General features: G+C 36.0%; 21 protein-coding genes and 1 tRNA gene. 9 read left to right on the top strand and 13 right to left on the bottom strand.

Annotated elements, in window-relative coordinates:
* Both KBF89_03550 and KBF89_03555 read right to left on the bottom strand, forming a co-directional pair.
* Window positions 1-187: HNH endonuclease (locus tag KBF89_03550; GenBank protein ID MBP9115398.1), on the bottom strand; the 187-nt coding region annotated here is incomplete at its 3' end.
* A 3-nt stretch (window positions 188-190) separates the two neighbouring features.
* Window positions 191-1,222, bottom strand: a complete 1,032-nt coding sequence (locus KBF89_03555) for a DUF222 domain-containing protein (protein ID MBP9115399.1) — start codon at window positions 1,220-1,222, stop codon at window positions 191-193.
* A gap of 320 nt (window positions 1,223-1,542) precedes the next feature.
* Here KBF89_03555 and KBF89_03560 point away from each other — a divergent pair, with 320 nt between their 5' ends.
* The 5 genes from KBF89_03560 to KBF89_03580 are packed head-to-tail and all read left to right on the top strand — an operon-like array spanning window position 1,543 to window position 8,444.
* Entirely contained in the window at window positions 1,543-2,937 is a 1,395-nt protein-coding gene (locus KBF89_03560) for an NADP-dependent malic enzyme (GenBank protein MBP9115400.1), read from the top strand.
* Between the two features lie 3 nt (window positions 2,938-2,940).
* On the top strand, window positions 2,941-3,759 hold the full coding sequence (locus KBF89_03565) for an SURF1 family protein (protein ID MBP9115401.1): 819 nt from the start codon (window positions 2,941-2,943) through the stop codon (window positions 3,757-3,759).
* Between the two features lie 23 nt (window positions 3,760-3,782).
* Window positions 3,783-3,968 (top strand): antitoxin, encoded by a 186-nt coding sequence (locus KBF89_03570; protein ID MBP9115402.1) that lies wholly within the window; start codon window positions 3,783-3,785, stop codon window positions 3,966-3,968.
* A 14-nt stretch (window positions 3,969-3,982) separates the two neighbouring features.
* Window positions 3,983-6,238 (top strand): hypothetical protein, encoded by a 2,256-nt coding sequence (locus KBF89_03575; protein MBP9115403.1) that lies wholly within the window; start codon window positions 3,983-3,985, stop codon window positions 6,236-6,238.
* Window positions 6,228-8,444, top strand: a complete 2,217-nt coding sequence (locus KBF89_03580; GenBank protein ID MBP9115404.1) for a hypothetical protein — start codon at window positions 6,228-6,230, stop codon at window positions 8,442-8,444. The genes KBF89_03575 and KBF89_03580 overlap by 11 nt, the downstream gene beginning before the upstream one ends.
* 54 nt (window positions 8,445-8,498) lie before the next feature.
* Here the strand turns inward: KBF89_03580 and KBF89_03585 are convergent, their stop codons facing one another.
* Both KBF89_03585 and fabI read right to left on the bottom strand, forming a co-directional pair.
* The gene (locus tag KBF89_03585; GenBank protein MBP9115405.1) at window positions 8,499-9,956 is read right to left on the bottom strand and encodes a nitronate monooxygenase; all 1,458 of its coding nucleotides are present in this window, start codon (window positions 9,954-9,956) and stop codon (window positions 8,499-8,501) included.
* 5 nt (window positions 9,957-9,961) lie between these two features.
* Window positions 9,962-10,729: an enoyl-ACP reductase FabI gene (gene fabI / locus KBF89_03590; protein ID MBP9115406.1), complete on the bottom strand. Its 768-nt coding sequence runs from the start codon at window positions 10,727-10,729 to the stop codon at window positions 9,962-9,964.
* A gap of 182 nt (window positions 10,730-10,911) precedes the next feature.
* Here fabI and KBF89_03595 point away from each other — a divergent pair.
* Together KBF89_03595 and KBF89_03600 are read left to right on the top strand one after the other, a co-directional pair.
* Window positions 10,912-10,985: transfer RNA gene (locus tag KBF89_03595), tRNA-Ala, on the top strand.
* A gap of 127 nt (window positions 10,986-11,112) precedes the next feature.
* Window positions 11,113-11,694: a hypothetical protein gene (locus KBF89_03600; protein MBP9115407.1), complete on the top strand. Its 582-nt coding sequence runs from the start codon at window positions 11,113-11,115 to the stop codon at window positions 11,692-11,694.
* 25 nt (window positions 11,695-11,719) lie between these two features.
* Here KBF89_03600 and KBF89_03605 read toward each other — a convergent pair whose 3' ends face one another.
* Window positions 11,720-13,285, bottom strand: coding sequence for an acyltransferase (locus KBF89_03605; protein MBP9115408.1), 1,566 nt, complete (start codon window positions 13,283-13,285; stop codon window positions 11,720-11,722).
* A gap of 4 nt (window positions 13,286-13,289) precedes the next feature.
* The gene (gene map / locus KBF89_03610) at window positions 13,290-14,213 is read right to left on the bottom strand and encodes a type I methionyl aminopeptidase (protein ID MBP9115409.1); all 924 of its coding nucleotides are present in this window, start codon (window positions 14,211-14,213) and stop codon (window positions 13,290-13,292) included.
* A gap of 95 nt (window positions 14,214-14,308) precedes the next feature.
* Between map and KBF89_03615 the strand changes: the two genes are divergently transcribed.
* On the top strand, window positions 14,309-14,569 hold the full coding sequence (locus KBF89_03615) for a hypothetical protein (GenBank protein ID MBP9115410.1): 261 nt from the start codon (window positions 14,309-14,311) through the stop codon (window positions 14,567-14,569).
* A 92-nt stretch (window positions 14,570-14,661) separates the two neighbouring features.
* On the opposite strand, the gene KBF89_03620 is transcribed toward KBF89_03615, so the two are convergent.
* From KBF89_03620 to KBF89_03650, 7 genes are read right to left on the bottom strand one after another with little or no spacing between them, the layout of a single operon-like run.
* Window positions 14,662-14,937, bottom strand: a complete 276-nt coding sequence (locus tag KBF89_03620; protein ID MBP9115411.1) for a hypothetical protein — start codon at window positions 14,935-14,937, stop codon at window positions 14,662-14,664.
* 49 nt (window positions 14,938-14,986) lie between these two features.
* A complete protein-coding gene (pknB, locus tag KBF89_03625) occupies window positions 14,987-16,963 on the bottom strand; it encodes a Stk1 family PASTA domain-containing Ser/Thr kinase (GenBank protein MBP9115412.1) in 1,977 nt (658 codons plus the stop codon).
* Window positions 16,964-16,973: 10 nt separating this feature from the next.
* Window positions 16,974-18,434, bottom strand: coding sequence for a hypothetical protein (locus KBF89_03630; GenBank protein ID MBP9115413.1), 1,461 nt, complete (start codon window positions 18,432-18,434; stop codon window positions 16,974-16,976).
* Window positions 18,434-19,855 (bottom strand): FtsW/RodA/SpoVE family cell cycle protein, encoded by a 1,422-nt coding sequence (locus KBF89_03635; GenBank protein MBP9115414.1) that lies wholly within the window; start codon window positions 19,853-19,855, stop codon window positions 18,434-18,436. Before KBF89_03635 ends, KBF89_03630 begins: the two co-directional genes overlap by 1 nt.
* Window positions 19,856-19,857: 2 nt before the next feature.
* Window positions 19,858-21,105 carry a Stp1/IreP family PP2C-type Ser/Thr phosphatase gene (locus tag KBF89_03640; protein ID MBP9115415.1) on the bottom strand — a complete coding sequence of 416 codons (1,248 nt, stop codon included), beginning with the start codon at window positions 21,103-21,105 and terminating at the stop codon, window positions 19,858-19,860.
* Window positions 21,102-21,569 (bottom strand): FHA domain-containing protein, encoded by a 468-nt coding sequence (locus KBF89_03645; GenBank protein ID MBP9115416.1) that lies wholly within the window; start codon window positions 21,567-21,569, stop codon window positions 21,102-21,104. Before KBF89_03645 ends, KBF89_03640 begins: the two co-directional genes overlap by 4 nt.
* A gap of 12 nt (window positions 21,570-21,581) precedes the next feature.
* Window positions 21,582-22,238 (bottom strand): DUF3662 domain-containing protein, encoded by a 657-nt coding sequence (locus KBF89_03650; GenBank protein MBP9115417.1) that lies wholly within the window; start codon window positions 22,236-22,238, stop codon window positions 21,582-21,584.
* 103 nt (window positions 22,239-22,341) lie between these two features.
* On the opposite strand from KBF89_03650, the gene KBF89_03655 reads away from it, so the two are divergent.
* Window positions 22,342-22,764 carry a DUF3054 domain-containing protein gene (locus KBF89_03655; protein ID MBP9115418.1) on the top strand — a complete coding sequence of 141 codons (423 nt, stop codon included), beginning with the start codon at window positions 22,342-22,344 and terminating at the stop codon, window positions 22,762-22,764.
* Window positions 22,765-22,812 lie beyond the last annotated feature (48 nt).

The raw sequence follows: 22,812 nt of genomic DNA on the forward strand, positions 1-22,812 counted from the left end.
GTGGTGGTAGGTCGGCGTATTGTTTTTTGTTTGTTGTAGTAAGTTTTGGTATTTTGTTTTGATGCGTTATGGTGTGGTGCTGTCTACATAGCAAAACCAAATTGTCGAGTGATGTTGTACCGCCGTCTATCCAGTGTTTAATGTGGTGAGCGTCACACCATTTTGTAGGTGTTGTACATCCTTTTATGGTTCAAGTTTGGGTTTCGAGAACTAATTGTTTTTTTAGATGAGTAGGTGCTGTGCGTACTTTTCTTCCTAAATCATAATGGCTTGTTTCTAGTTTTATTGGTGTAGAAATTTCACAGTCACACAGTATTTGTTTTAGTTGATTTTTTGAGTGTGTTGAAACTATTGGTGTTTGTTTCTCTAACATTGCTTTCAAAAATGTTGTTGTAGAATTACCGGGTGTAATGTCGTTGATGTCAAACACGATGTCTGCTGTTAAAGTTGGAGATGAAAGTGTTTTATCGCCTACAAAGTTTTGTGCCAACATTACTAACGCATCGGCACGCATTTGGCTAGGTGAATATTCGTGACGCAATTGTGGTTCTGTTTTATTCCAGAGTTTTTGTGATACTTGCTCTAATGCTTTTTTTATTATCTTTCCACTTATAGGATCGAATTGTCCTTGGATAAAATATTGGCCATCGGCTAATTCACTAAAAAATAATCTGCGTGATTCAAAAGATTGTTGGTCATTAGTGTTATCGTCGCAGACTGCGTCGACCATGTTTTTCCAATGGCGCACAACATTGTTAAAATCTTTAACACTTAAAGTACATGCAATATCGCAAAGTAGTTTATGGTCGTCATCAAAAAACTCTATGTAATTATCACTCAATAGCGGAGTGACTAATTTAATATGTTCGCAAGTAATTTTGCCATCAGAAAGTTTTTTCATATAGCAAGAATATTTAGACAATACTTTCGCACAAGCAATATCAACATCGACTTTTTTACGAGACTGGCCCGTTTCATGAACTAACGCTGATTTACCTGTTAGATAGTTATCGTTAGCCCACGAATCACCATTAACATATTCACTCATTGCTAAAGCACAAACACCATCCAAAGAATCACGTAATTCAACTAATAATTTTACCAAACTCGAATCAACCTGAAAAGAATTTGATTGTTTAGGTTCAGCCAAAAACTCACGCAACAAATTAATATCAGAACGTATATTATCTGTTAAAACTCTAGCATTTACCTTAACGAACATATGTATGTATATTATCAAATAAACTCAACAAATACAAGAGGAAATCCAAAATGTTTATAATATTATTCAATAAAAAATATTGATATATTGATCCACGTCTACTCGGACGTTTCCAGCTAGATAACTTAAGTGAATAAAAGCCGAAAATACTTAAATCTAAAAACCGAAGACTAATCTGTGAAATCACTTAATAAATTATCTTCATCGTAATAACAAGATCAACTGCTTGAGATTATTCACGCTATAAGTCGCATTTGTAGATACTAAACCACAATAATAGTTAAGCACTATTTTTGTTTAACGATTCGGAAGGTAAGCAATTGAACATAAGAACATCAGCAGGATTTAGGCTTTATGTCAGCTTTCATGCAAATGAGAAGCATCACCCAAGCGAACATAATATTTTAGAAGTAGTCATTGAGAGCATCAAAAGCGTAGGGGGCAATATTCGTTCTGTAGATGAGCAAGAAGATTTCGAGTATGTGATGCATATCGATGCAAGTGGTGTCGAGCATCAAGAAAAAATCAAAGAAAATTTTGAAAGCATAGAAGGCATAACTATAGATTCCATTGTAGACGGCGTTGAAGAAATCCACAAAGGTGGAAAAATCGATGTTATTAGCCGTACGGAACTAAAAGATGGTGATGATTTAGCAATGGCATATACACCTGGTGTTGGCCGAATATGTACAATGATTGAACAAGAGCCAGAAAGAGTATGGGAGCTAACGGGTCGTAGAAATGCAGTGGCTGTTTTAAGCAATGGAACTGCTGTGCTTGGGTTAGGAGATATTGGACCCCAAGCAGCAATGCCCGTTATGGAAGGAAAAGCTGTCCTATTTAGAGAATTTGCTGGTATAGCAGCATACCCAATTTGTGTAAATGCGCAAACAGCAGACGAACTAGTTGCTATAGCAAAAGCACTAGAGCCAACATTTGGTGGTATAAATTTAGAAGATGTTGCTGCACCGATTTGTTTCGAAGCTGAAGAGAGAATGAGACAAGAACTCTCAATTCCTGTATTTCATGACGATCAACATGGTACTGCAATAGTTACGCTTGCTGCTTTAATAAATGCTTGTAAAGTAGTTAATAAAGACTTCAACAAAATTAAAGTTGTCATGTTAGGAGCTGGTGCTGCTGGGGTTGCCTGCGCAAAATTATTGATGCAAGCAGGTGTTGGCGATGTTATTGCTTGTGATCGCAAAGGCATTTTGAGTAAGGATAGAGAAGACTTAAAAGACGAAAAATTATTTTTGGCAACAATAGGAAATCTAAATAATATCAGTGGAACAATTAATGATGCACTAGAAGGTGCTGATGTATTTATGGGTGTTTCTGGACCAAATCTAATAACACCACAAATGTTAGAGAAAATGTCAAATGATGCAATAGTTTTTGCAATGGCTAACCCAGTGCCAGAAATTATGCCTGAGATCGTTCCTGATAATGTGAGAGTAGTCGCTACTGGTAGAAGTGATTATCCGAATCAGATTAATAATGTGCTCGTATTTCCTGGCTTTTTTAGAGGACTTTTAGATGCAGGTGCCAGCAGAGTCAGCGAAGAAATGAAACTTGCTGCTGCTTTTGCGCTCGCGGGAGTTATCGATGATGCTGATCTAAATGATGAAAATATTATTGCATCACCTTTTGAAAAGCGTGTATGCGAAGTTGTATCAAAAGCCGTTTACGATATAGCCATAAAGCAAAAATAGATCATGCTTGGCATATTAATTAAGCCAAAATATTTACTAGGCCATATACTCATACTTTTGATTGCTTTGACTTGCTTTCTTTTGAGTTCGTGGCAATTCTCTCGTTTGGATCAACGCAAAGCACTTAACAGTAAAATTTCTTCACGCATGGAGGCAAATCAAAACTCTTTGTCTAAATTGGGTAATGGATACGACAAAGAATTAAACGATATTGATTTTATTAAGGAAAATGAATATCGAAGAGTAGTGATTAAAGGAAAATATAAAAAAGAAGGTAGTGTCCTTATTCTCGGTCGTTCATATGATGGTGACCCGGGCTACAACATAATGACACCTTTTGAAACAGAAATAAATAATTTGCAAAAAATTATTTATATAAACGTAGGTTTTATTCCGACCACCTTAGGTGAAGCAATATCATTTGATGACACTCCCATAAGTGAAGCATTTTCAAAGATTGGAGATGGAAAAGAATATTCCATAGAAGGATTATTGATGCGAAATGAGTCGAAAAGTCTTTTTGGCTCAGATAAACAAATTAAACCGAATAAAACAACCAACAGAATTGATATAAATACTTTTAAGAAACGTATTGGTCGAATAGAACCGTATTCTCTTACGAGTACATTTTGGGTACAGTTAATTAAATACCAAAACAGTCAATCCCCAGAAAGGTACCCGGAAGCATTAAGACTTCCAGAACTATCTGAAAAGAATCATTTCTCATATGCGCTACAGTGGACATTCTTTGGATTTGTTGCAATTATAACCTGGATCATTATTTGTATTAAAGCAGCTAAATCTCCTAGAGTTAAAAGCTAATACAATATAAGAGGAGAATTAATATGGCGAATATACTAGATAAAATAAAGGGATGTCTTACAGGAAAATCAAACAATGCAGTAAAAGCAGATTCCGTGATAGATAAGGCAGCAGATTTTGTTGATTCTAAAGTTGACGATAAACATGATGATAAAATTGAAACCGTTAAAGAAAAAGCAAAAGAAGTAGTAGATAAACTAGATAAATAATTTCTATCAATTTAATGATTAAATTCCAAAAGATTAAAGCCACAACAATAATAGTCATGATTGTGGCTTTTCTTTTTATTCTTTCGGGCTCGATAAAATCAAACGCATCAACAAATACCTTAGATACTAAAAAAATAAAAAACCGTGTACTTGTAGTTTCCTTACCAAGAGTGACCTGGGAAATATTACAAACAGTAAGTACACCAAATATAGATAAATTAATAGATGTCGGTAGTGTCGCTGACCTAAGTGTAAGAACACTAGGAGGTAGTTCGAATGCAGACGAGGGTTATGCCACAATTTCAGCTGGTTCAAGGGCTGTGGTTGATAAATCGCTAGATTCTGATTTCGTTAATAGTGACGAGATTTTTGACGGTATGAAGGCAAGAGAAATTTTTATTGATCAACGTGGTGTAATAAAAAGTAAAAGTCCTGCTGGCTTAGGGTTAGGTTTTGAAAAAACTATTAGAGCAAATTCAAAGAGCTTGAATATAACAGAAGTTGGTACTTTTTCTGATGCTTTATATAAGAACAATAAAAGTATTGCTGTATTTGGTAACGCAGATAGTTGCCTAAGTGATGATCCTAATTGTTTTAATAGGTCAATTGCGTATGTAGGTACCAACTCAAATGGAGTCTTAGTTAACGGCGATGTGACGCGAGGTCTACTAAAAACCGCCAAAAATAATACAACTCAACTCAGTCTTGATAATAATGCCGTTGCAAAAAAAGTTAAAGAATCATTAAAAATACATGATATAAACGTTGTTGAATGCTCAGACTTAGAGCGTGTAGAAGATTTACGTACAACAACGAGAAGGTCTATTTCAGATGCAAATTTTATTAATGCAATAAAAAAATGCGATGAATTAATTGGCTCTATAATGACCTCGATATCGCTTAAGGATGATCAGGTTTATCTTATTTCTGCAAGCTCACCTAAAGCATTGCCAGAGACAACCATTTTTATTGCAGCTGGTAAAGATATTCCAAGAGGATATGCATCTAGCTCAACTACAAGACACATTGGTTTAGTGTCACTTGTAGATATAGCTCCAACGATTCTAAAATCACAAGGAATAGCAACTCCTGATGCAATGGGCGATACCTTATTGGATTTTCACTCAAATAAACTATCGAGTCACGATAGAGAAAAATCTTTACAAAAAATAAACAGTCAAGCAGTTGCAAGAGATGCTGCTTTAAAACCTGCGGTTTGGACTTTATTAATAATATTCATCGCGACTGTTTTGGTTTCATTGATAGCATTTACCCGAGCTGGTAAATGGAGAAAAGTAGCAAAGTACCTATCACTAATTACATTAAGCTACCCTTTGTCTACTTATATAATGCAACCATTTACACTGGTAATTAATGGTGCATATGGTTTTTTAATTGCAATTGGATTAGTGTCAATATTATGTGCAACATTATTAGGCTGGCTGATGTCAAAATGGAACCTGATCAAAGTAATCTTATTTTTAAGTACAACATATTTAGTGGTTCAAATAGTAGATATTCTCTTCGATGGAAAACTTCAATTTAATTCCATATTTGGTAATGCAACAATCAATGCAGGTCGTTTTGCGGGATGGGGGAACTCAGCTTTCTCTTTTGTTGCAATATTTTCATTCATATTTGTAGCAATGGTTAAAGAGTCAACTCTGAAAAATAATACCAAGAATTATATCAACTTATATCTAATATTATTTTTAATCATTGTGCTCGCAATAGATGGTGCGCCATTTTTTGGTTCAGATGTGGGAGGTGTCCTAGCGCTGACTCCAGGCGTTTTTGTTTTATCAATGATGTTGTACAAAAAACGCGTCGGTATTAAATCTATAATTCTTTCAACACTAATAACATTGGGAGCAATTTCAGCGTTTGCTCTTATAGACTTATCTAGACCAATTTCACAACGAACTCATTTGGGGCGATTTGCAGATAGTTTGATTCAGGGAGAAGCATTAATCACAATAGAAAGAAAGATGGCTGCGAGTATTAAGAGTTTTAATATGCCTACCCTCTATCTGACAACAATAGTCGCATTACTATTTGTTGTTTATATAACATTATCTAAACAACAGCTTTATAAAAAAATGGTCAATAAATATGATGGTATTAATTTAATCATTTTGCCAGGCATAATTGTCGCAATCTTAGGTATGTTATTAAATGATTCAGGTCTTTCTATACCTGCATTGATGCTCACGATTTTTGTTCCATTTTGTTCGTTGTTTGTACTAGAGACAATTGAAAATGAAAATTAAACAGTCCTCATATAAAATATTTTTTATAAGTATTATCTTTCTATCTCTATTTATTGATTTGGCACCAAGTTATTCGTCCGAAGAATCTAATCCTAAAGTTGTCATTATTTCAATACCTAGAGTTACATGGAAAATGTTAGATAATATTGAAGTACCAAATATTAATTCTTTGATTGAAAATGGTTCTACTGGATCACTAAGTATCCTAACTCCTGGCAAAGCAAGATCACTTGAAAATGGATATATCTCTATATCTGCTGGTAATCGAGCAAACGCAGCCCCAGCTTCGTTATCTACTTTTTATAGTCCCGATGAGATTGTAGATGGTCAAGTTGCGAGGAATATATTTATAGATCAACGTGGTTCAATAAAGCATAATAATACAGGTGCAATTGCACTTAATTTTGAATACACTATTGTAAAAAATTCAAAGAGTTTGTACGAACCCGATGCTGGAGCATTTGCTACAGCTTTAAAAGCAAATAATAAGACAATATCAGTAATTGGAAATGCGGATTATTGTTCTAAGTTGATTATGTCTTGTAATCAACGTGCAATTGCATATTTAGGTAGTGACAATAATGGTGAAGTAGAAAATGCGGAGATCTCACGAAAAATATTGAATGATGATTTGACAATAAACAATAAGATTGTCAAAGAGAAAACAATTGAATCAATAAAGAATCACGATGTCACTGCAGTTGAATGTTCAGATTTAGAAAAATTAGATGCGAAAAGAATATCAACATCAGAAGAATTAGCTAATGAGCAAATGTACAAAGCAATAAAATCATGCGATGGTTTAATAGGATCAATCAAAAGTGAATTAAACCTAAATAAGGATCAGATTTATATAATATCTCCCGTCTCGCCAAGGATAAAGGAGCAACTAACAGTATTTGTTGGTAACGGTAAAGGAATAAAGGCTGGGTACGCAACAAGCGGTATAACAAGACGTGAAGGAATAATTTCATTGGCTGATATAGCGCCATCGATATTAGATTTTTATCACATTGAAATACCAAACACTATGATTGCCACACTGTTAAATTATAAGCCAAGCAGCGACACAGTGGCCGAAAAAAAAGACATGTTAATAAGTGTGAATGAACACGGATTATTACGGGATAGCTCATTTGTATATGTTGCAGGATCATTCATATTAATAGTATTTCTATCAATTGTATTTTCAATAATTTCATATAAGAAAATTCCAAAACTTCGAAGATTTACAAAATATTTATTATATGCATCAATCTCGATGCCTACTATCACATTTTTAATTGCACCATTTATGATGATGTTAGAAAAACCAGTATATATTTATATTGTTTTTGCATTTTTAACTGTATTTTCATCTATGCTCGCGTATCATTTTGCAAAAAAATATAAAAGCCAAATGGTCATACTTGTCATATCTACTATTACTTTAGCCGTGCAGTTATTAGATATTATTACAGGTGGAAATTTACAATTAAATTCATATTTTGGTTATTCGACTGTTGTTGCTGGAAGATTTGCAGGTTTTGGTAACCTTGCGTTTTCGATTGTGGCAATATCTTCAGTAGTTATTGTCGCAATGGTCAAGCAGTTAGCAAAATCAAAACAAATATTGAATAAAAGATGGGTAAATATCTTTTTATTAAGCATATTAATGTTTGTATTGATAATGGATGGGCTACCATATTTAGGATCTGATGTCGGTGGCGTTTTAGCATTAACACCAATGGTTTTTACTGTTGGCTTAATGTTATTCAATAAACGCATTGATTATAAAACAATTTTTATTTCAGGCTTTATCACAATAATAACACTATCGATATTTTCGCTATTTGATTTATCTAGACCACTTTCTGAAAGAACACACTTAGGCAGATTCATTGAAGTATTAATTAATGGTGAAGGAAAAACAATAATTGAACGCAAAATACTATTGAACATAGAAATACTATCGAACTCTTTAATAGCAACATTAGTAATTTTTATAACAATATATATTATTTTCTTATTTTTAAAACCAGAGAGATTTATAAAGAAAATGATACTAGAAAACCCTGCATATAGATATATAGTGTATCCTGGGCTCATAGTTGGAATATTAGGTATGCTGTTAAATGATTCAGGTGTAGCAATACCAGGTATGATGCTTTCAATTGCAATGCCGCCCTTGGCATTGTTAGCATTTGAAAAGCCTGTAAAGCTATAGCAGTTTATTAATTGTAAAATTAGCTTAGGTACAATATTGATTTGATTTAAATAATTATTGATTCAGAATATAGTTGAGAACATCTACAGCACCATAATGTCCACGATTATCTCCGAGTGTAGAAATCATCTCTGTTAAATCATCACCAGATGTCACCAATGTAGATTCAGGAGTGCCATTGCGAAGTTGACCTAAACCAATATTGCTCATCAAATGATTACACAAACATTTTTTACCTTCTGTTTGTTCAGTTGTTCCACCTTTTCGTAGGAAAGTGCTTAGAGGCTCAGCAGAACACCTATACCCTACGCTACCATCTTCTTTTCGGTAACAAGATCGGAGATAACTTAAGTCACATACCCGTTTACGCTTTAAATATACTTCTTCTACAGAAGCAGTACCATCAAGTTCTACAACCTTAAAAGGAAACCCGCTAGGTGATGCAACAGGATCGGTAAATACTTTTACTCCACCATTCTCAACTTGTTTAAACACTTGTTGCTTTACTTCTTTGCTGAATCCTGATTCATCAGAAAATGCAAAAGCAGTACCAACTTGAACTCCACGCGCTCCTAGTTCTCTAGCTTTTTTAAGCATCTCTGGCTTACCCCAACTTCCTGCTATCCAATATGGCAAACCAGCATTAGTCATTTGTTCAAAGTTTGGATGATCACGATCTCCATAAATTGGTTGACCTAACTCATCTAGTTTTAATACACCGCGAGGTGACGCATTGTGGCCTCCAGCAGTAGGAAGTTCTACAATCAAACCATCAGGGCGTGTTTCGGGATCTTTAATTAAATAAGTTGCAAGAGTATTAGAAGTAATGATGGCTATAAAAGCTGGTTTTTTAAGCACAATATCTGGACCTAATAATTTAACTGGATCTTGACTAATAATAAATTCTTCACCAGCCAATGCCTCTTCAACTGTTACCTTATATTCACCGACTTTATTTTGACTTAAATCTCTTATTAATTTCGGCATTTGTTTCGGGATACCTGCACCCATAATAATTGCATCAACACCAGCAAGCATTGCGCCAATAGTTGAACAAACAACAGGTAGCTGAATTTTTTCAAGATAATTAATGCCAACAGGACTATCGTGGCCTTCTTTGGCAAGAAAGACTTCTCCAAAATTCGACACTATACAAAGTTCAATCAAAGATTCAGATGGATCAACTGCCCATGCAGGTACGTTTTTATAAGGTTTCCCTTCTTCTCGGCCACCTTCTATGAAGTATCTATCTAAGACTCGTTGTGCCATCTCGGGAACTGGAAAATGTGAATATGCTCTACGCAAATGACCGCCAGGATCACCATCACCAAGTATACGAGTATGCACAACATCGATAACAGTGCCAGAAACAACACCCATTTGGCCAGCTTTACCTACAGCATTTGCGAGCTTCCAACCAGAAACAGCAATACCCATACCGCCTTGGATGATTTCAGGGAAATTAGAAATACTTATACCCGAATCTGAAGGATCAGTTACGGACGAAGTCATAATGATTACGCACCTGTAGAGTGAAAACCACCATCAACATGAATCATTTCACCAGTTGTTGAAGGGAAAAAATCTGAGAGTAGGGCCACTGTAGATTTTGCGACAGGTTCAGTATCAAAAACGTCCCAACCCAATGGAGCTTGAGGGTTCCAACCATCTTCAAATTGTTGAAATTCTGGGATTGACTTTGCAGCTATAGTTTTGATCGGTCCTGCAGCAATAAGGTTAACACGAATATTTTTTGGTCCAAGTTGTCGTGCAAGATAACGTGAAGTTGATTCTAAAGCAGATTTAGCAACACCCATCCAACCATATGCAGGCCATGAATTCGTCGCATCAAAATCTAGCCCTACTATTGAACCACCATTTTGCATTAAAGGAACAACTACATCGGCAAGTGCTTTGAGTGAATAAGTCGAAATATGTATAGCCGTACTTACATCTTCCCAATAACAAGCCATAAAATCATCGCCAAGACATGCAGGTGGCGCATAACCAATAGCGTGAAGCGCTCCATCTAGAGTTCCCCACTTTTCTCGCAATTTATCACGAACTGATTCAATATGTTCTGGGTTTGTGATATCAAGTTCTAACACGTCTGGCGCTGTTGGAAGTTTACGAGAAGTTCGTTCAGTAATACTCAAACCTCGACCTGCACCTGTTAATACAATTTCTGCACCTTGTTCTTGAGCTAATCGTGCAACACCGAAAGCTAATGAAGTATCAGTTAGTACACCAGTAATAAGTATACGTTTTCCATCTAAAATTCCCATTTTACCAGGCTACTTCAGAGTGTATATTGGGGGCCTATCCAATGATAAATATTGCAAGCAAAATTAAATTGTATAGATTTTTACCATAGTTATTAGTAACCTTCGAAAAGTATGTAAAAACACAATAGGATACGTGATCATATGTCAAATATGTGTAGAATATTAAATCGATAAAAACACCTGGGGGTGTAGCTCAGTTGGCTAGAGCACCTGCTTTGCAAGCAGGGGGTCGTGGGTTCGAGTCCCATCTCCTCCACAAAATTTTGTCATGCTCCTAGAGCACTTGCTAGTGTACTTTTAACAAGCAAGGGTCGTGGACTCATTCCCATATCCTCCACAAAATTTATATTTATTGTAACGGTCTAATGAGTTAGGTTTTTTAAATGAGAATTGCTTTAGGCGTCATAGCAGTAATTTTAAATGCTATTGGTTACTACCCGTATTTGCGTGACATTATTCGTGGCATAGTCCAACCTCATCGCGTAACGTGGGGTATCTTTTCGATTTTGACAGCTATAGCATCAGTTAATCAAATAGAAAATGGTGGAGGGTATTCTTCATTATTTTTTGCAAGTACCTTTATATTGGTTTTTATAACATTCTTGTTCTCAATTAAAAAAGGGCATGGGGGTACATCAAAGATAGATATAACTTGCGTAGTGTTAACAGTATTACTTTTGGTTTATTGGGTAACTGCTAAAGATGTCAGAATTTCAACATTACTTGCAATAATGATTGATGTCATAGCTGTTATACCTACATTGATTAAAACATACAATATTCCAAAGTCTGAAATATATCCACCCTGGATGCTTGCAGGAATCGGAGGCCTTATTTCGCTTTTGGCAGTTCCAAAATTAGACTGGGTTCTAATTATTTATCCAGCATATATTTTCGTTGCTAATTATATTATTGTGTTTACAAAATTTTATAGTGAACGAAAACAGATAGAAGAATCTAATTAAAATAGAAATATTATTTTATAATTAATTAATTAATTGCTTTAACATTAAGATCGCCTTGAGCAACACGATTCATATTGCGAAGTACACCAAGTGCCCCTGCACCACAAATAGTTAAGGTAATAGACAAGAATGAGTTCATCTGGAAAAGCCCCATGATGTCATGTCCGGACCCAAACATATCTGAAATACCACCAATAGCTAATCCACTTACACCTATAAAAACAATTACTGTAGAGCTAATAGCCACACTCCTTGAGTAAATTCCTGTTAGGTCATCATTTCGCCAACGTTCATATTTCCAGAATATTGGTACAATAAATGAAAGAACTACCATATAGCAACCAAGTACAAGTGCTCGAGTAGCCCACCAAGTACCAGAACCAACAATGGGTTCATTGATATTTAATGCCAATCTCACTACAGTAACTAAAGCTAAAGCACTTTGATGCCAACAGAATATAGTTAAGATCATCGAATTTACTGCTACCGTAATTTTCCACGGTTTTGGTCTTTGTAAAAATTTTTGTAGTCGATCTCTAAAAACTATTACTAATCCAATTTGTGTAATTGCTAAAAACATTATTGCAACAGTAGGCGGATTCATATTTGAAATTTTGTCGCTCGAAAGCCCAACCATTGATTGTGGATAAGGAAGATGATCGATATGTAAAAAGTGTGTAATATTTTTGAGGAATTTATATTCAGGAAAAGCTTGAATGCCTGAACAAAAGAATAACCCTGTTGCCCCGATTATTGTAACGAATAGGCCTGTGAATTTTTTCCACAATTGAGTTAGGTTTTTTACTTTGTCAACCGCGCTACCCATTAAAGTTCCATCTGCATAAGCAAAACCTAATTGGTGTACCCATATCCAAACAAATATATTAAAATATCCAAGTACTTTTATGTTTAGGCCAATACTTAACCAATCGATTAAAAATGGAATTGCCGAAGAAAAGATAAGGAATTTTGCGCCGTACTTTAAGTGCAAATTATACATTGGCCATGCTAGAGCAGTTACGAGAATATAGACAGCGATGAACCACAACGGCTGAGTGACAATTTTGGACAGAAGATTTGCAAATTTTTCGCTACGATAATTCATTAAATCTATAATAAAATTTACTGGGATCCAAATAAAAAGTAATGTTATTACTGGCTTTAACATACGTCGAATACGAGAAGTTAGAAATGCTGCGTAGCCTAAATTCCTTCTACGAAAACTTCTTACACCAACAAAATTCGCATATCCTCCGACAAAAAAGAAAATAGGCATAACCTGAAATAACCATGTCAGTAGCCATCCGAAATGGAAACCATTAATTTCCATAAATGGAATGGCATTGTTACCTTTTATTTCACCTTCACTATTTTGTGTAATGTAAGAGATAAGCCAATGTCCAACAACAACACTTAATATAGAAAAAGCTCGTAAAAAATCGACAACTCTTTCGCGATCTTTGGGTGTCGCATCTACAATTTCAGAGAAAGACTGAGCTTTATTAGTTGTTTCTTTGACAGAGCCAGACGAAGCCCTCACTTGCTCATCGTTTGCTTGCTGTGTTGGGACTTTCTTAGATATTTTTTTCACTCAATTAATTTAATGGAAAAAGTCGTTCTTCATCTGGTAATAATGTTAATACTTCTACTCCGGACTCAGTAACTAAGAGTGTATGTTCAAACTGTGCCGATCTTGAAAAATCTTTGGCTTGAACCGTCCAGTTATCTTTCCATATAACTGACTGCCATTTACCTATACAAAACATTGGTTCTATTGTAAAAGTCATTCCGGGTGTCATGATAACATCACATTGTTCTGAATCGTAGTGCAAAATTGTAGGAGTGGTATGGAACTCTTCGCCTATACCGTGGCCGGTATAATCTTCAACTACACCATAACCATTATCTTTACCGTATTGCTCAATAACTTTACCAATTTCTCTGGTATGTCCACCGGGATGAACTTTACTGATACCTAGCCATAGCGCTTCATTCGTGACACGTATAAGATCTTTGCTTACCTGATCAACTTTGCCTACTTCAAAAGTATAATTATGATCTCCGTGAACACCATTTAAAAATACAGTTACATCTAGGTTAACAATATCCCCATCTTGTAATTTTCTAGAATCAGGTATTCCATGACATATTATTTCATTCACAGAAGTACATACCGATTTAGGAAAATTATGATATTGCAATGGGGAAGGATATGCTCCACGTTCAACAGTGGCCTTGTGTACTGCGGCATCAATTTCATCAGTAGTGACACCAACTCCAATTGCTTTTTGTGCTTCTAGCATTACTTCACGCGCGCAGATTCCAGCTGTTTTCATACGATTAATTTTTTCTTGTGCAGGAATAGGTGATCTTGGAAGTTGGCTAGCGCCTGGAACATAGTATGGTCTGGGTATATTCTTAGGCACTTCTCTTAATGAACTAACAACACCAGGGAATACGCTCTGTGCATACTTTGATTTTTTCGTAAATGTTAACGGGTGCGATTTCTTCCTAGGCATTTATATATTCTACTTTGAATATCCATTCTGAATACAATAAAGAATCCGGATCTTTCGCTCTCTATAGGGTTGTGTCTAGTGTTAGTATTATTATCGTGCAAATAACGTTAGTGGCTGTATTAATAGCATTGTTTTTAGGTATTAGTTTTTATCTTATGTTTGCATCTATTTTGAAGAAGTTTTGGGTTGCTCCACCAGCAGAACCCGACCCAGATGACATCAAGCCTGTGGATATCTCGTATTACTGTGGAGTATGCGGGGCACAAGTTACAATGACTATGGCGCCAGAGGGCGAAATGCCTGCTGCGCCGAGACATTGTAGAGAAGATATGATCATTTCCACACCGATTAAATAAAGTTTTCCACTGTTTGTGGATAACTATGTGGGTAAACTACACATTTGTAATTCGAACTCGAAGTTACTCCCTTTTGGCGTAAAGAGGATAAATCACTTTATCTGTGTGGCTGCGATTAGCCCTAATGACAAAAACAACACACCAATAATAGAAAATTGCGTTTGCATAGTTTTCCCAGGTAAAACTTCCAGAAAGTTCAAGATTACAACACCAATTCCCGTGATTATAAATACAAATGTAGCAACAGGGATATATAATGGCGTCTTATCGTGTTTAGTTTGAGCAACAGCCTGAGCTTCTTGATCTGCCTTTTTGGCATTCTTTTTACGTGTTGCTTGTTTTTTTCTAGGTGCTTGTGAAACTGGCATAATTAAATTATAGTCCTAAATTCTGTTGACTGTTGCTATCTTTATAAACCTATGTGGTCGTTGTTGTACAAACTGCACCACAACTTACACTAATAGAAACACTAGTTGCTGGCGATTTATTTACCAATGTACCTGCAGCAGGATTTTGAGATATTACAATACCGTTAGGTACCGTTGGAGAACTTGACGAAGAAATTATTAACCCAAAACCAGCAGCTTGTAAAGTATTAGTTGCATCAGCTCTGGTCTTTCCAACAACATCAGGCACAGTTACTTGAGCCCTGCCACTAGAGACATACATCGTAACTGTAGATTCTGCTTGAACTTCAGTATTAGAAGCTGGATCAGTTTTTATGACTTTCCCAATAGGAACGCTATCGCTAGCTTCATTAACTGTAACAACATTAAATCCTGCCTTACCAAGTTGTGCAGCAGCTGTTGTTGAATCAATATTAAGAACATTAGGTATAGCTACTGTTGTAGAACCTTTCGAGAAAAATACATTTATTGTTGAACCGCGCTTTTGTTTAGTGCCAGCTTTAGGATCAGAGCGAATGGCTTTACCTTTTTCAACAGAATCTGAGAATTCTTCAGATGCTTTCATTGTGAATCCTAAGTCCTCCAAAATTAGACCAGCGTCAGTTGGGGTTTTCCCGACAACTTTTGGAACTTTTTCTTCACCAATACCAGCACTAACTTTTATAGTTACTTTATTGCCTTTTCGAAGTTTCGTTCCAGACTCCGGATCTTGTGAAAACACCAAACCTTTCGCAACAGACTCATTGATTGTATTTACCACAACAACTTCAAAACCCAGGTTTGTTAATTGACGTCTGGCATCTCCTAATGTTTTATTGAGAACATTAGGTAGAGTTATTGTTGAACTAGGCGAAGATTTTGTATTGGCAACTGCAAATAAAATACCGCCAACAGCTAAAACTAAGAGTACAACCATAGTTGTAACAATTACCATAGGTCCCTTACGATTCTTATCAGCAAACTCATAGCCATTTCCATTACCAGGAGGTTTTGACATATCGCTTTTAGTACTTACAACACCTACAGCTTGTGTAGGATTAGCCAATGCTTGTTGATTAGCCAATGTAGGATCATCCATCAGAACTGCTGCATTTACCATAGTCGCATTTTGATCATCTAATACTGAGCTAGTTGTATGAATGGGTCTTCTTCTTAAATACCTTGAACAGTCTTCATAAAGCGCATCTGCATTCTCATAACGATCATCAGCATCCTTTTCTAAACATTTACAAATTATTCTTTCAAAATCAGGAGAGATATCTTCATTTCGTTGACTTGGGGGTACTAATTTTTCACTAACTTGTTTAAATGCCACAGCTATAGGAGTGTCTGCAACGAATGGTGGAACGCCAGTTGAAAGCTCATACATAACAATACCCAATGAATAAATATCACTACGACCATCAACACTATAGCCTTGTGCTTGTTCAGGTGAAAAATATGTAGCTGTGCCCATAACAGAACCTGTTTGAGTTAATGATTCAGAAGTACCTGCACGCGCAATACCAAAATCGGTTACTTTAATTTTACCATTCTTTTTTATTAAAATATTTCCTGGCTTAATATCGCGGTGAACAATCCCATTTTGATGCGCATAAGCAAGAGCCGAAGCAGCATCTGCACAAATTTCAGCCAATATATCAGAATCTATTGGCCCATCTTCAATAAGTTTGTCTCTAAGTGAACTACCTTCTACATACTCCATGACAATAAAATATGAATCTTTGGATTTACCCCAATCGTAAATCGCAACAATATTAGGATGATTCAAATTGGCTGCTGCTTGGGCTTCTCTTCTAAATCTTTCAACAAAACTCTCTTCGCGAGCGTATTCAGGAAAAAGAATTTTTACAGCTACACGCCTATTGAGCATATTGTCATGAGCTAAATACACCTCAGCCATTCCACCACGAGCTATCAGTTTCTCGAGCTGGTACCGATCATGTAAAAGTTCTAGCTTGTTATCGATGTTTTTATTCTCAGACATAGGTTTCACTTTACTTTAAATTAAATAATTTTTCATATATTGACTTTGCTATAGGTGCACTTAATCCTCCACCTGTAGCATTTATATTTGTTGATTTTGATGTCTCTAGAAATACTGTGACAATGTATTTAGGATCTTCTGCTGGAGCAAAGGATGTAAACCACACATTTGGTGAATCAAAGCCGTCTACTTGAGCAGTACCAGTTTTACCAGCAATTGTCAGTCCATTCGTTTTTGCACTAGTTCCAGATCCTTGGTTAACAACATCTACCATGTATCCTTTAACCTTTTCTGCAATAGTAGGCGAGATAACATTCTGTTTAAAAGGATCGGGATTGATACGTTTTAGGATTGTTCCAGATCCATTCTCTGTATGGTCTACTACATGAGGATTAGGGATGGTGCCATTGTTAGCTATTGCACTTGTCATAAGGGCAACACTAAGCGGGCTAAGCGATATTAGTTCTTGACCAATTCCTGCATAACCAAAACTTGGTTGGTTCTTACTAAAAGAATTCTCTAAAGTACCCGTTGCTCCAACTGCTCCAGCTATATCCAATTTAGGTGGTGATCCTATATTTTCTGTGCCGTTAAATTTCCCACCAACTCCAAATCTTTCCATTATTGGCGTGAATTGATCACCCATTTGTGTTGAAAGAGAAGCAAAAACAACATTACACGATTGTTGAAATGCACGTTGTAATGTTCCTCCACATGAACTCTTTCCAAAGTTGTAAATTGTTTTATCTGTTTGAGCCATTTTGAAAAAGTTCAAGGCACCAAACTTATAATTATCGTCTGCCTTTCCAGTCTCAAGTGCTGCACTAGCTGTAATTATTTTAAATGTTGAACCAGGCGCATAACGTTCTGCAAATGCACGTGACACAGAGGGCTTTGTTTCATCTGTTATTAAATTAGTAAAGCTCTGCTGTGCTTTAAATTGATCATGGCTTGTCAATGGATTTGGGTCATATGAAGGATTAGAATACATACCGACAATTGATCCTGTTTTTGCTTCCATAACTACAATAGAGCCTTTTTGGCCATTAAGAGATTCTTTGAGAAATGATTGAATATCATTGCTAACTGTAAGTATCACCCTTGGTACATTTTCTTCTCGACCTCGTTCACCTTGTAAAGAAGAATTATAGGTATCTTCTACACCAGTGTTGCCAAACCTAAAAGATTGAAAACCAGAGATGTGCCCAAATAATTCACCGGTAGGATAAACACGTTGAAATTTCCATTCGTCATCGCTTGGTGTAGATGTTGCAACGACAACTCCATCAGCACTAACTATATCGCCTCGTGGTTTTGTAAATTTATTTATAATGGTTCTAGTATTTTTTGGATTATTCTCTAAGTTTTTTGCGTCGACGACCTGTAAATAAGTTAATTGTAAAATTAGAATAAAAAAGAGAGCATATATAAATTTTGCAACTTTTCTAATTGGCATTTCAACACTATCCATTATTCTCCTTTCGATCTTGCAAACTTTTTAGATATCTTTTGTGGAATTATCATTGTTCCATTCTTAATATTATCCACAGCAGTTTCATTAGAAATTCTTAGTAGTAATGCTACAATTACATAATTTGCAACCAGTGATGAACCGCCATAACTTACGAATGGTAAAGTTAAACCAGTTAGTGGAATGACTCTTGTGACACCACCGATAATAATAAAAGACTGTATACCTAGAATTGTTGTTAGTCCAGCAGCAAAGATTTGAGAAAAACCTTTATTCGCTCTTATTGCAATTCTAAATCCGCTGGCAACTAGTAAGAAAAGTGTGATTATTATTGCGCAACTTCCTAAGAACCCAAGTTCCTCTCCAATGGCTGCAAACACAAAATCAGAACTTGCAAGTGGGATTTTTTGCGGTGTACCGAGCCCTAAACCTGTACCTTTTATTCCACCAGTCCCAAAAGAGAATAGTGATTGGATTAATTGAAAGCCACCCTTATCAGATTTTGGCCAGGGGTTAAGCCAAGTATCGAATCGCGTTTGAACATGCCCAAAGAGTTGATATGCTATGACTGCAGCGCCCGAAAACATCAATATACCAAATGCTAAAAAGCTAGCCCTATTGGTAGCAATATATAACATTGCACTAAAAACAGCAAAAAATAGTAATGATGAACCTAAATCTTTTTGCCTAACCATTACTAAAATCGAAGTTCCCCAAGCAACAAGCAAGGGACCAAAATATTTAATGTCGGGAATATTTATAAAACCAAATTTTTTCCTAGAATTACTGAGCAATTCTTTAGTATCAGCTAAATATGATGCAATAAATATAGTCAGAAATACCTTAGCCACCTCACCTGGTTGGAAAGTAAAACTTCCAACTTTTATCCACAGCCTTGCGCCGTATATTTCTTTTCCAAAAAAAGGTAATTCTGGTAACAATATTGAAAATAAACCAAGGAAAGCAAAAGTGTACCTATATCTGTGTAATAGAGAAACTTTTTTTACGACTAATAATGTTCCAATGAATGCAACTATGCCTAATGCTGTCCAAAGTGCTTGTGCTTGTGCTTGATCTTCGTTTAAACGCGAAATAATAATAAAACCTACGCCATTGAGCAATATTGATAGTGGTAAAATTGTTGCGTCAGCTCGTGGTGCTAAAATCCAAGTAGCAGCATGCGCTATTAAAACTAAAATCACCATGAACATTAATAGTGTAGGTGCTTGTTCTGGAATATAATCCTTGTCAACTAAGGAAGTCAATATATATCCACTTATAGTTATAATAGCTCCGAAACTACATAACAAAAGTTCAGGTAATCTTGTACGAACTTTCGAACGTGGGATCAAAATATATTCCACATCAGATGTAATACCCGACGCGTTTTCATTTAATACTGAATTAGCATTTAACTCCATGCTTACTGTCCACCTACATTTGTTGGTGGAGGAATTACTATTGCATTTGGATCAGCAACTACAGTGGTCGTCGTTGAAGTAGTCGTAGAGTTTAGATAATCAAAAGGGTCTTGTTGGGATTTAGTTTTCCCGCTATCTAATCTTGCCTTCTCAACCATTTTAAGCGCGTCTTTACGTGTATTAAAGCGTGTGTGTCTTGTAACTAAAAGTTTGTCAGATGGTGTTAAATTTTTATAGTCAATACCTGTCTCGGTATCTAATTCAGGTTCCCAAATTAATACACCACCTATACGACCAGACATTATTACCAATTGACCATTCTTTTGATCTAAAAAATACCCATTATGTGCGTATGAAAACACAGTTTGATAGATACCTATACCTAAGGCTGCAACAACAATTAATGATATGACTATTCTTGTGATAAATGGGTAGCGTCCTTTTCGCAAAACAGACTTAGGGATATTATTATCTGGTGTAGAAATTGATCTAGCTACTTTTATTTTCTCTGGTAATTCTACTTTTGGATTTATAACGTCAAGGACAATAACTGTGATGTTATCAGTTCCACCTTGTGCATTCGCTTTAGCAACCAGCTCGTGGGCGCAATCAATTGGTGACTCGTATTGTTTTAATATTATTAGTATGTCATCATCTCGAACCATTGACGTAAGACCATCGGAACATAGTAGATAACGATCATTTTTCAAAAATGCTATTGGTGTAACATCAACATTGACTTTATCTTCAATGCCAAGTGCGCGCGTTATAACACTTCTTCTTGGGTGAACATTTGCTTCTTCTTCTGTTATCTCGCCAGCTTGGACTAATTCTTCAACGAGTGAATGATCTTTTGTTATTCGTTCTAGTTCTCCAACAGGCTTTCCATCGTTATCTCTATGTAAAACATAAGCGCGAGAATCACCTACATGCGCAATGGATAGTTCGCTCTTGTCTGAGAATCCAAGCACAGTTATTGTCGTGCCCATTCCGCTTAGGTCAATATCGCTTGCAGCTTTATTCCTTACAGCAGTATTGGCCCTCTTAATTGCTTCTTCAATATCGATACCACTTGCAGTTGTTGCTCTAATAGTCTCAATCGCAACTGCGCTAGCAATTTCACCTGCATTGTGTCCGCCCATTCCATCAGCTACGGCGAACACAAATAGATCACCGTCAACAAGAACTGAGTCTTCGTTCGCTTTACGAACTTTTCCAACGTCGGTTATAGCGCCAACTTGAACTTTCATCTTATTACCTCAAAAACAGATCTGCCAATTTGAACTCTGTCACCCTTTTTTATGCGTGATAATGCGTTAACTTTTTTTCCATTTAACAATGTGCCATTTGTTGATTTGAGATCTTCTAGAAAAAAACCTTTACCTTGGCGAAATAATCTCACGTGCACTTGAGATATTGCTGTATCGTGTGTGAGTGTAACCGTACAGCCTGGTGCTCTACCAATGGTCGATTCTTCGTCAATTTCAAATTTTTCACCAGCGATATTTTCTGGACTCAAACCTAGAAGTGAGAGTCTCGCATTTTTATTTTTTAATTTTGAAGATACCACATTTTTTGATTCATTTGGAGCGTTTGCTATCATGACAGGTTGTGGTTTTAACTCGCGCGCCGCTACTCGCGTAACAATAAAAAGAAAAAAGTAAATTGCAGCTAGTAAGAAGTAATTTAATAATTTTAGGAGTGATTCACTCAAAGGATTAGCTTTCTATTCGTGTGCTTGGAATTCGAATGTGGTATTTCCGAATGTTATTTTGTCACCTATAACTAGTGTGTGAGAGGCTATTGTTTCTCCATTAACTTGTGTTCCATTAGTTGAACCTTTGTCAATTAGCTCGTAACCTTCAGCATTCTTTATAATTTCTGCATGTAATCTTGAAACACGTGAATCTGTCAAAGACACACCACATGTTGTAAGTCTACCAACAGTTGTAGTCTCATTAGAAAGTTCAATTTTTTCATCATTTGGGCCTAGAAGTACCCCCTTATTAGCGCCCCTTCCCTGGTCAAATGCAGTTTTTATTTCTATTTGGCCTGGATCGACTGATGAGTCAGATATGAGCGTTACATTTATTGGTCCAACTAATCTATAATTTTCTGAATTCGCATGATCGCGAACGATGATACAAAGTTCATCGGCCAAGTTTCCTAATATTCCATCTAGCTGTTCAACGTCTTTATTTGAAAGGTGTACAGTTATATTATTAGGTACCGTTGCCCCTTGTGTTGTAATTGTTCGTTGAGTCTCGAGTCTTCTAATTATTGCGCGACCAATTTCTACTGGTTGAACACGTGATGAAAAGGTTTTAGAGAAGACACCTTCAACTAGACGTTCAAGACGCCTTTCGAATCCTTGTAAAGCCATTCCACTAGGCTACTTGCTTTTAATGCTTTTTTATCGCATTTTACTGATGTTATATTTGTATTGTTATATGATTAGTCTAAGTTCGATTATATAAAGGAAATCTATGTCAGAAAATGAATTGATCAAAAACGGAGAAAAAAGTAAAGCATATGTTATTCATAAACTTATGGCAGTAGTTTTAGACCTTTTAGTTGTAGCCATTTTTGTTGGTATAGGTTCACGAGAACATGATATTGAATATACTTTTGGATTCGGATTGCTTACTGCATTGCCTTTTATAGCAGCTTTCTTCGTAGTGCAAGCTGTCGTTGCGTCTGATTTGCGAAGTATAAAAAGTGCCGTTATCTCGTCGGTCATTTCTGTTCCAATTGCTATTGGTATTCGTGTATCTTTACCTAGATTGGCCGGTCGTGAAGCATTTGAATTTAAACCTGTTTTTGCTTTAATTTCATTTTTGTTCTTAACATTTGGATGGGTTATTTGGAGATTTGCTCTTGGTAAGTTAAGACCATCAACATCCAAATAAGACTATTGTTTCGTACATATTAAAAGACATTATTATTTAAAAATAAAA

The sequence above is a fragment of the Acidimicrobiia bacterium genome, assembly GCA_018057765.1.
Taxonomy (GTDB): Bacteria; Actinomycetota; Acidimicrobiia; order IMCC26256; family JAGPDB01; genus JAGPDB01.

Coding starts and splice junctions, on each gene's coding strand:
- KBF89_03570 (MBP9115402.1), top strand. CDS start 3,783: ATGGCGAATATACTAGATAAAATAAAGGGATGTCTTACAGGAAAATCA.
- KBF89_03555 (MBP9115399.1), bottom strand. CDS start 1,222: ATGTTCGTTAAGGTAAATGCTAGAGTTTTAACAGATAATATACGTTCT.
- KBF89_03565 (MBP9115401.1), top strand. CDS start 2,941: ATGCTTGGCATATTAATTAAGCCAAAATATTTACTAGGCCATATACTC.
- map (MBP9115409.1), bottom strand. CDS start 14,213: ATGCCTAGGAAGAAATCGCACCCGTTAACATTTACGAAAAAATCAAAG.
- KBF89_03655 (MBP9115418.1), top strand. CDS start 22,342: ATGTCAGAAAATGAATTGATCAAAAACGGAGAAAAAAGTAAAGCATAT.
- KBF89_03585 (MBP9115405.1), bottom strand. CDS start 9,956: ATGACTTCGTCCGTAACTGATCCTTCAGATTCGGGTATAAGTATTTCT.
- KBF89_03635 (MBP9115414.1), bottom strand. CDS start 19,855: ATGGAGTTAAATGCTAATTCAGTATTAAATGAAAACGCGTCGGGTATT.
- KBF89_03575 (MBP9115403.1), top strand. CDS start 3,983: ATGATTAAATTCCAAAAGATTAAAGCCACAACAATAATAGTCATGATT.
- KBF89_03600 (MBP9115407.1), top strand. CDS start 11,113: ATGAGAATTGCTTTAGGCGTCATAGCAGTAATTTTAAATGCTATTGGT.
- pknB (MBP9115412.1), bottom strand. CDS start 16,963: ATGTCTGAGAATAAAAACATCGATAACAAGCTAGAACTTTTACATGAT.
- fabI (MBP9115406.1), bottom strand. CDS start 10,729: ATGGGAATTTTAGATGGAAAACGTATACTTATTACTGGTGTACTAACT.
- KBF89_03630 (MBP9115413.1), bottom strand. CDS start 18,434: ATGGATAGTGTTGAAATGCCAATTAGAAAAGTTGCAAAATTTATATAT.
- KBF89_03640 (MBP9115415.1), bottom strand. CDS start 21,105: ATGAAAGTTCAAGTTGGCGCTATAACCGACGTTGGAAAAGTTCGTAAA.
- KBF89_03620 (MBP9115411.1), bottom strand. CDS start 14,937: ATGCCAGTTTCACAAGCACCTAGAAAAAAACAAGCAACACGTAAAAAG.
- KBF89_03650 (MBP9115417.1), bottom strand. CDS start 22,238: ATGGCTTTACAAGGATTCGAAAGGCGTCTTGAACGTCTAGTTGAAGGT.
- KBF89_03580 (MBP9115404.1), top strand. CDS start 6,228: ATGAAAATTAAACAGTCCTCATATAAAATATTTTTTATAAGTATTATC.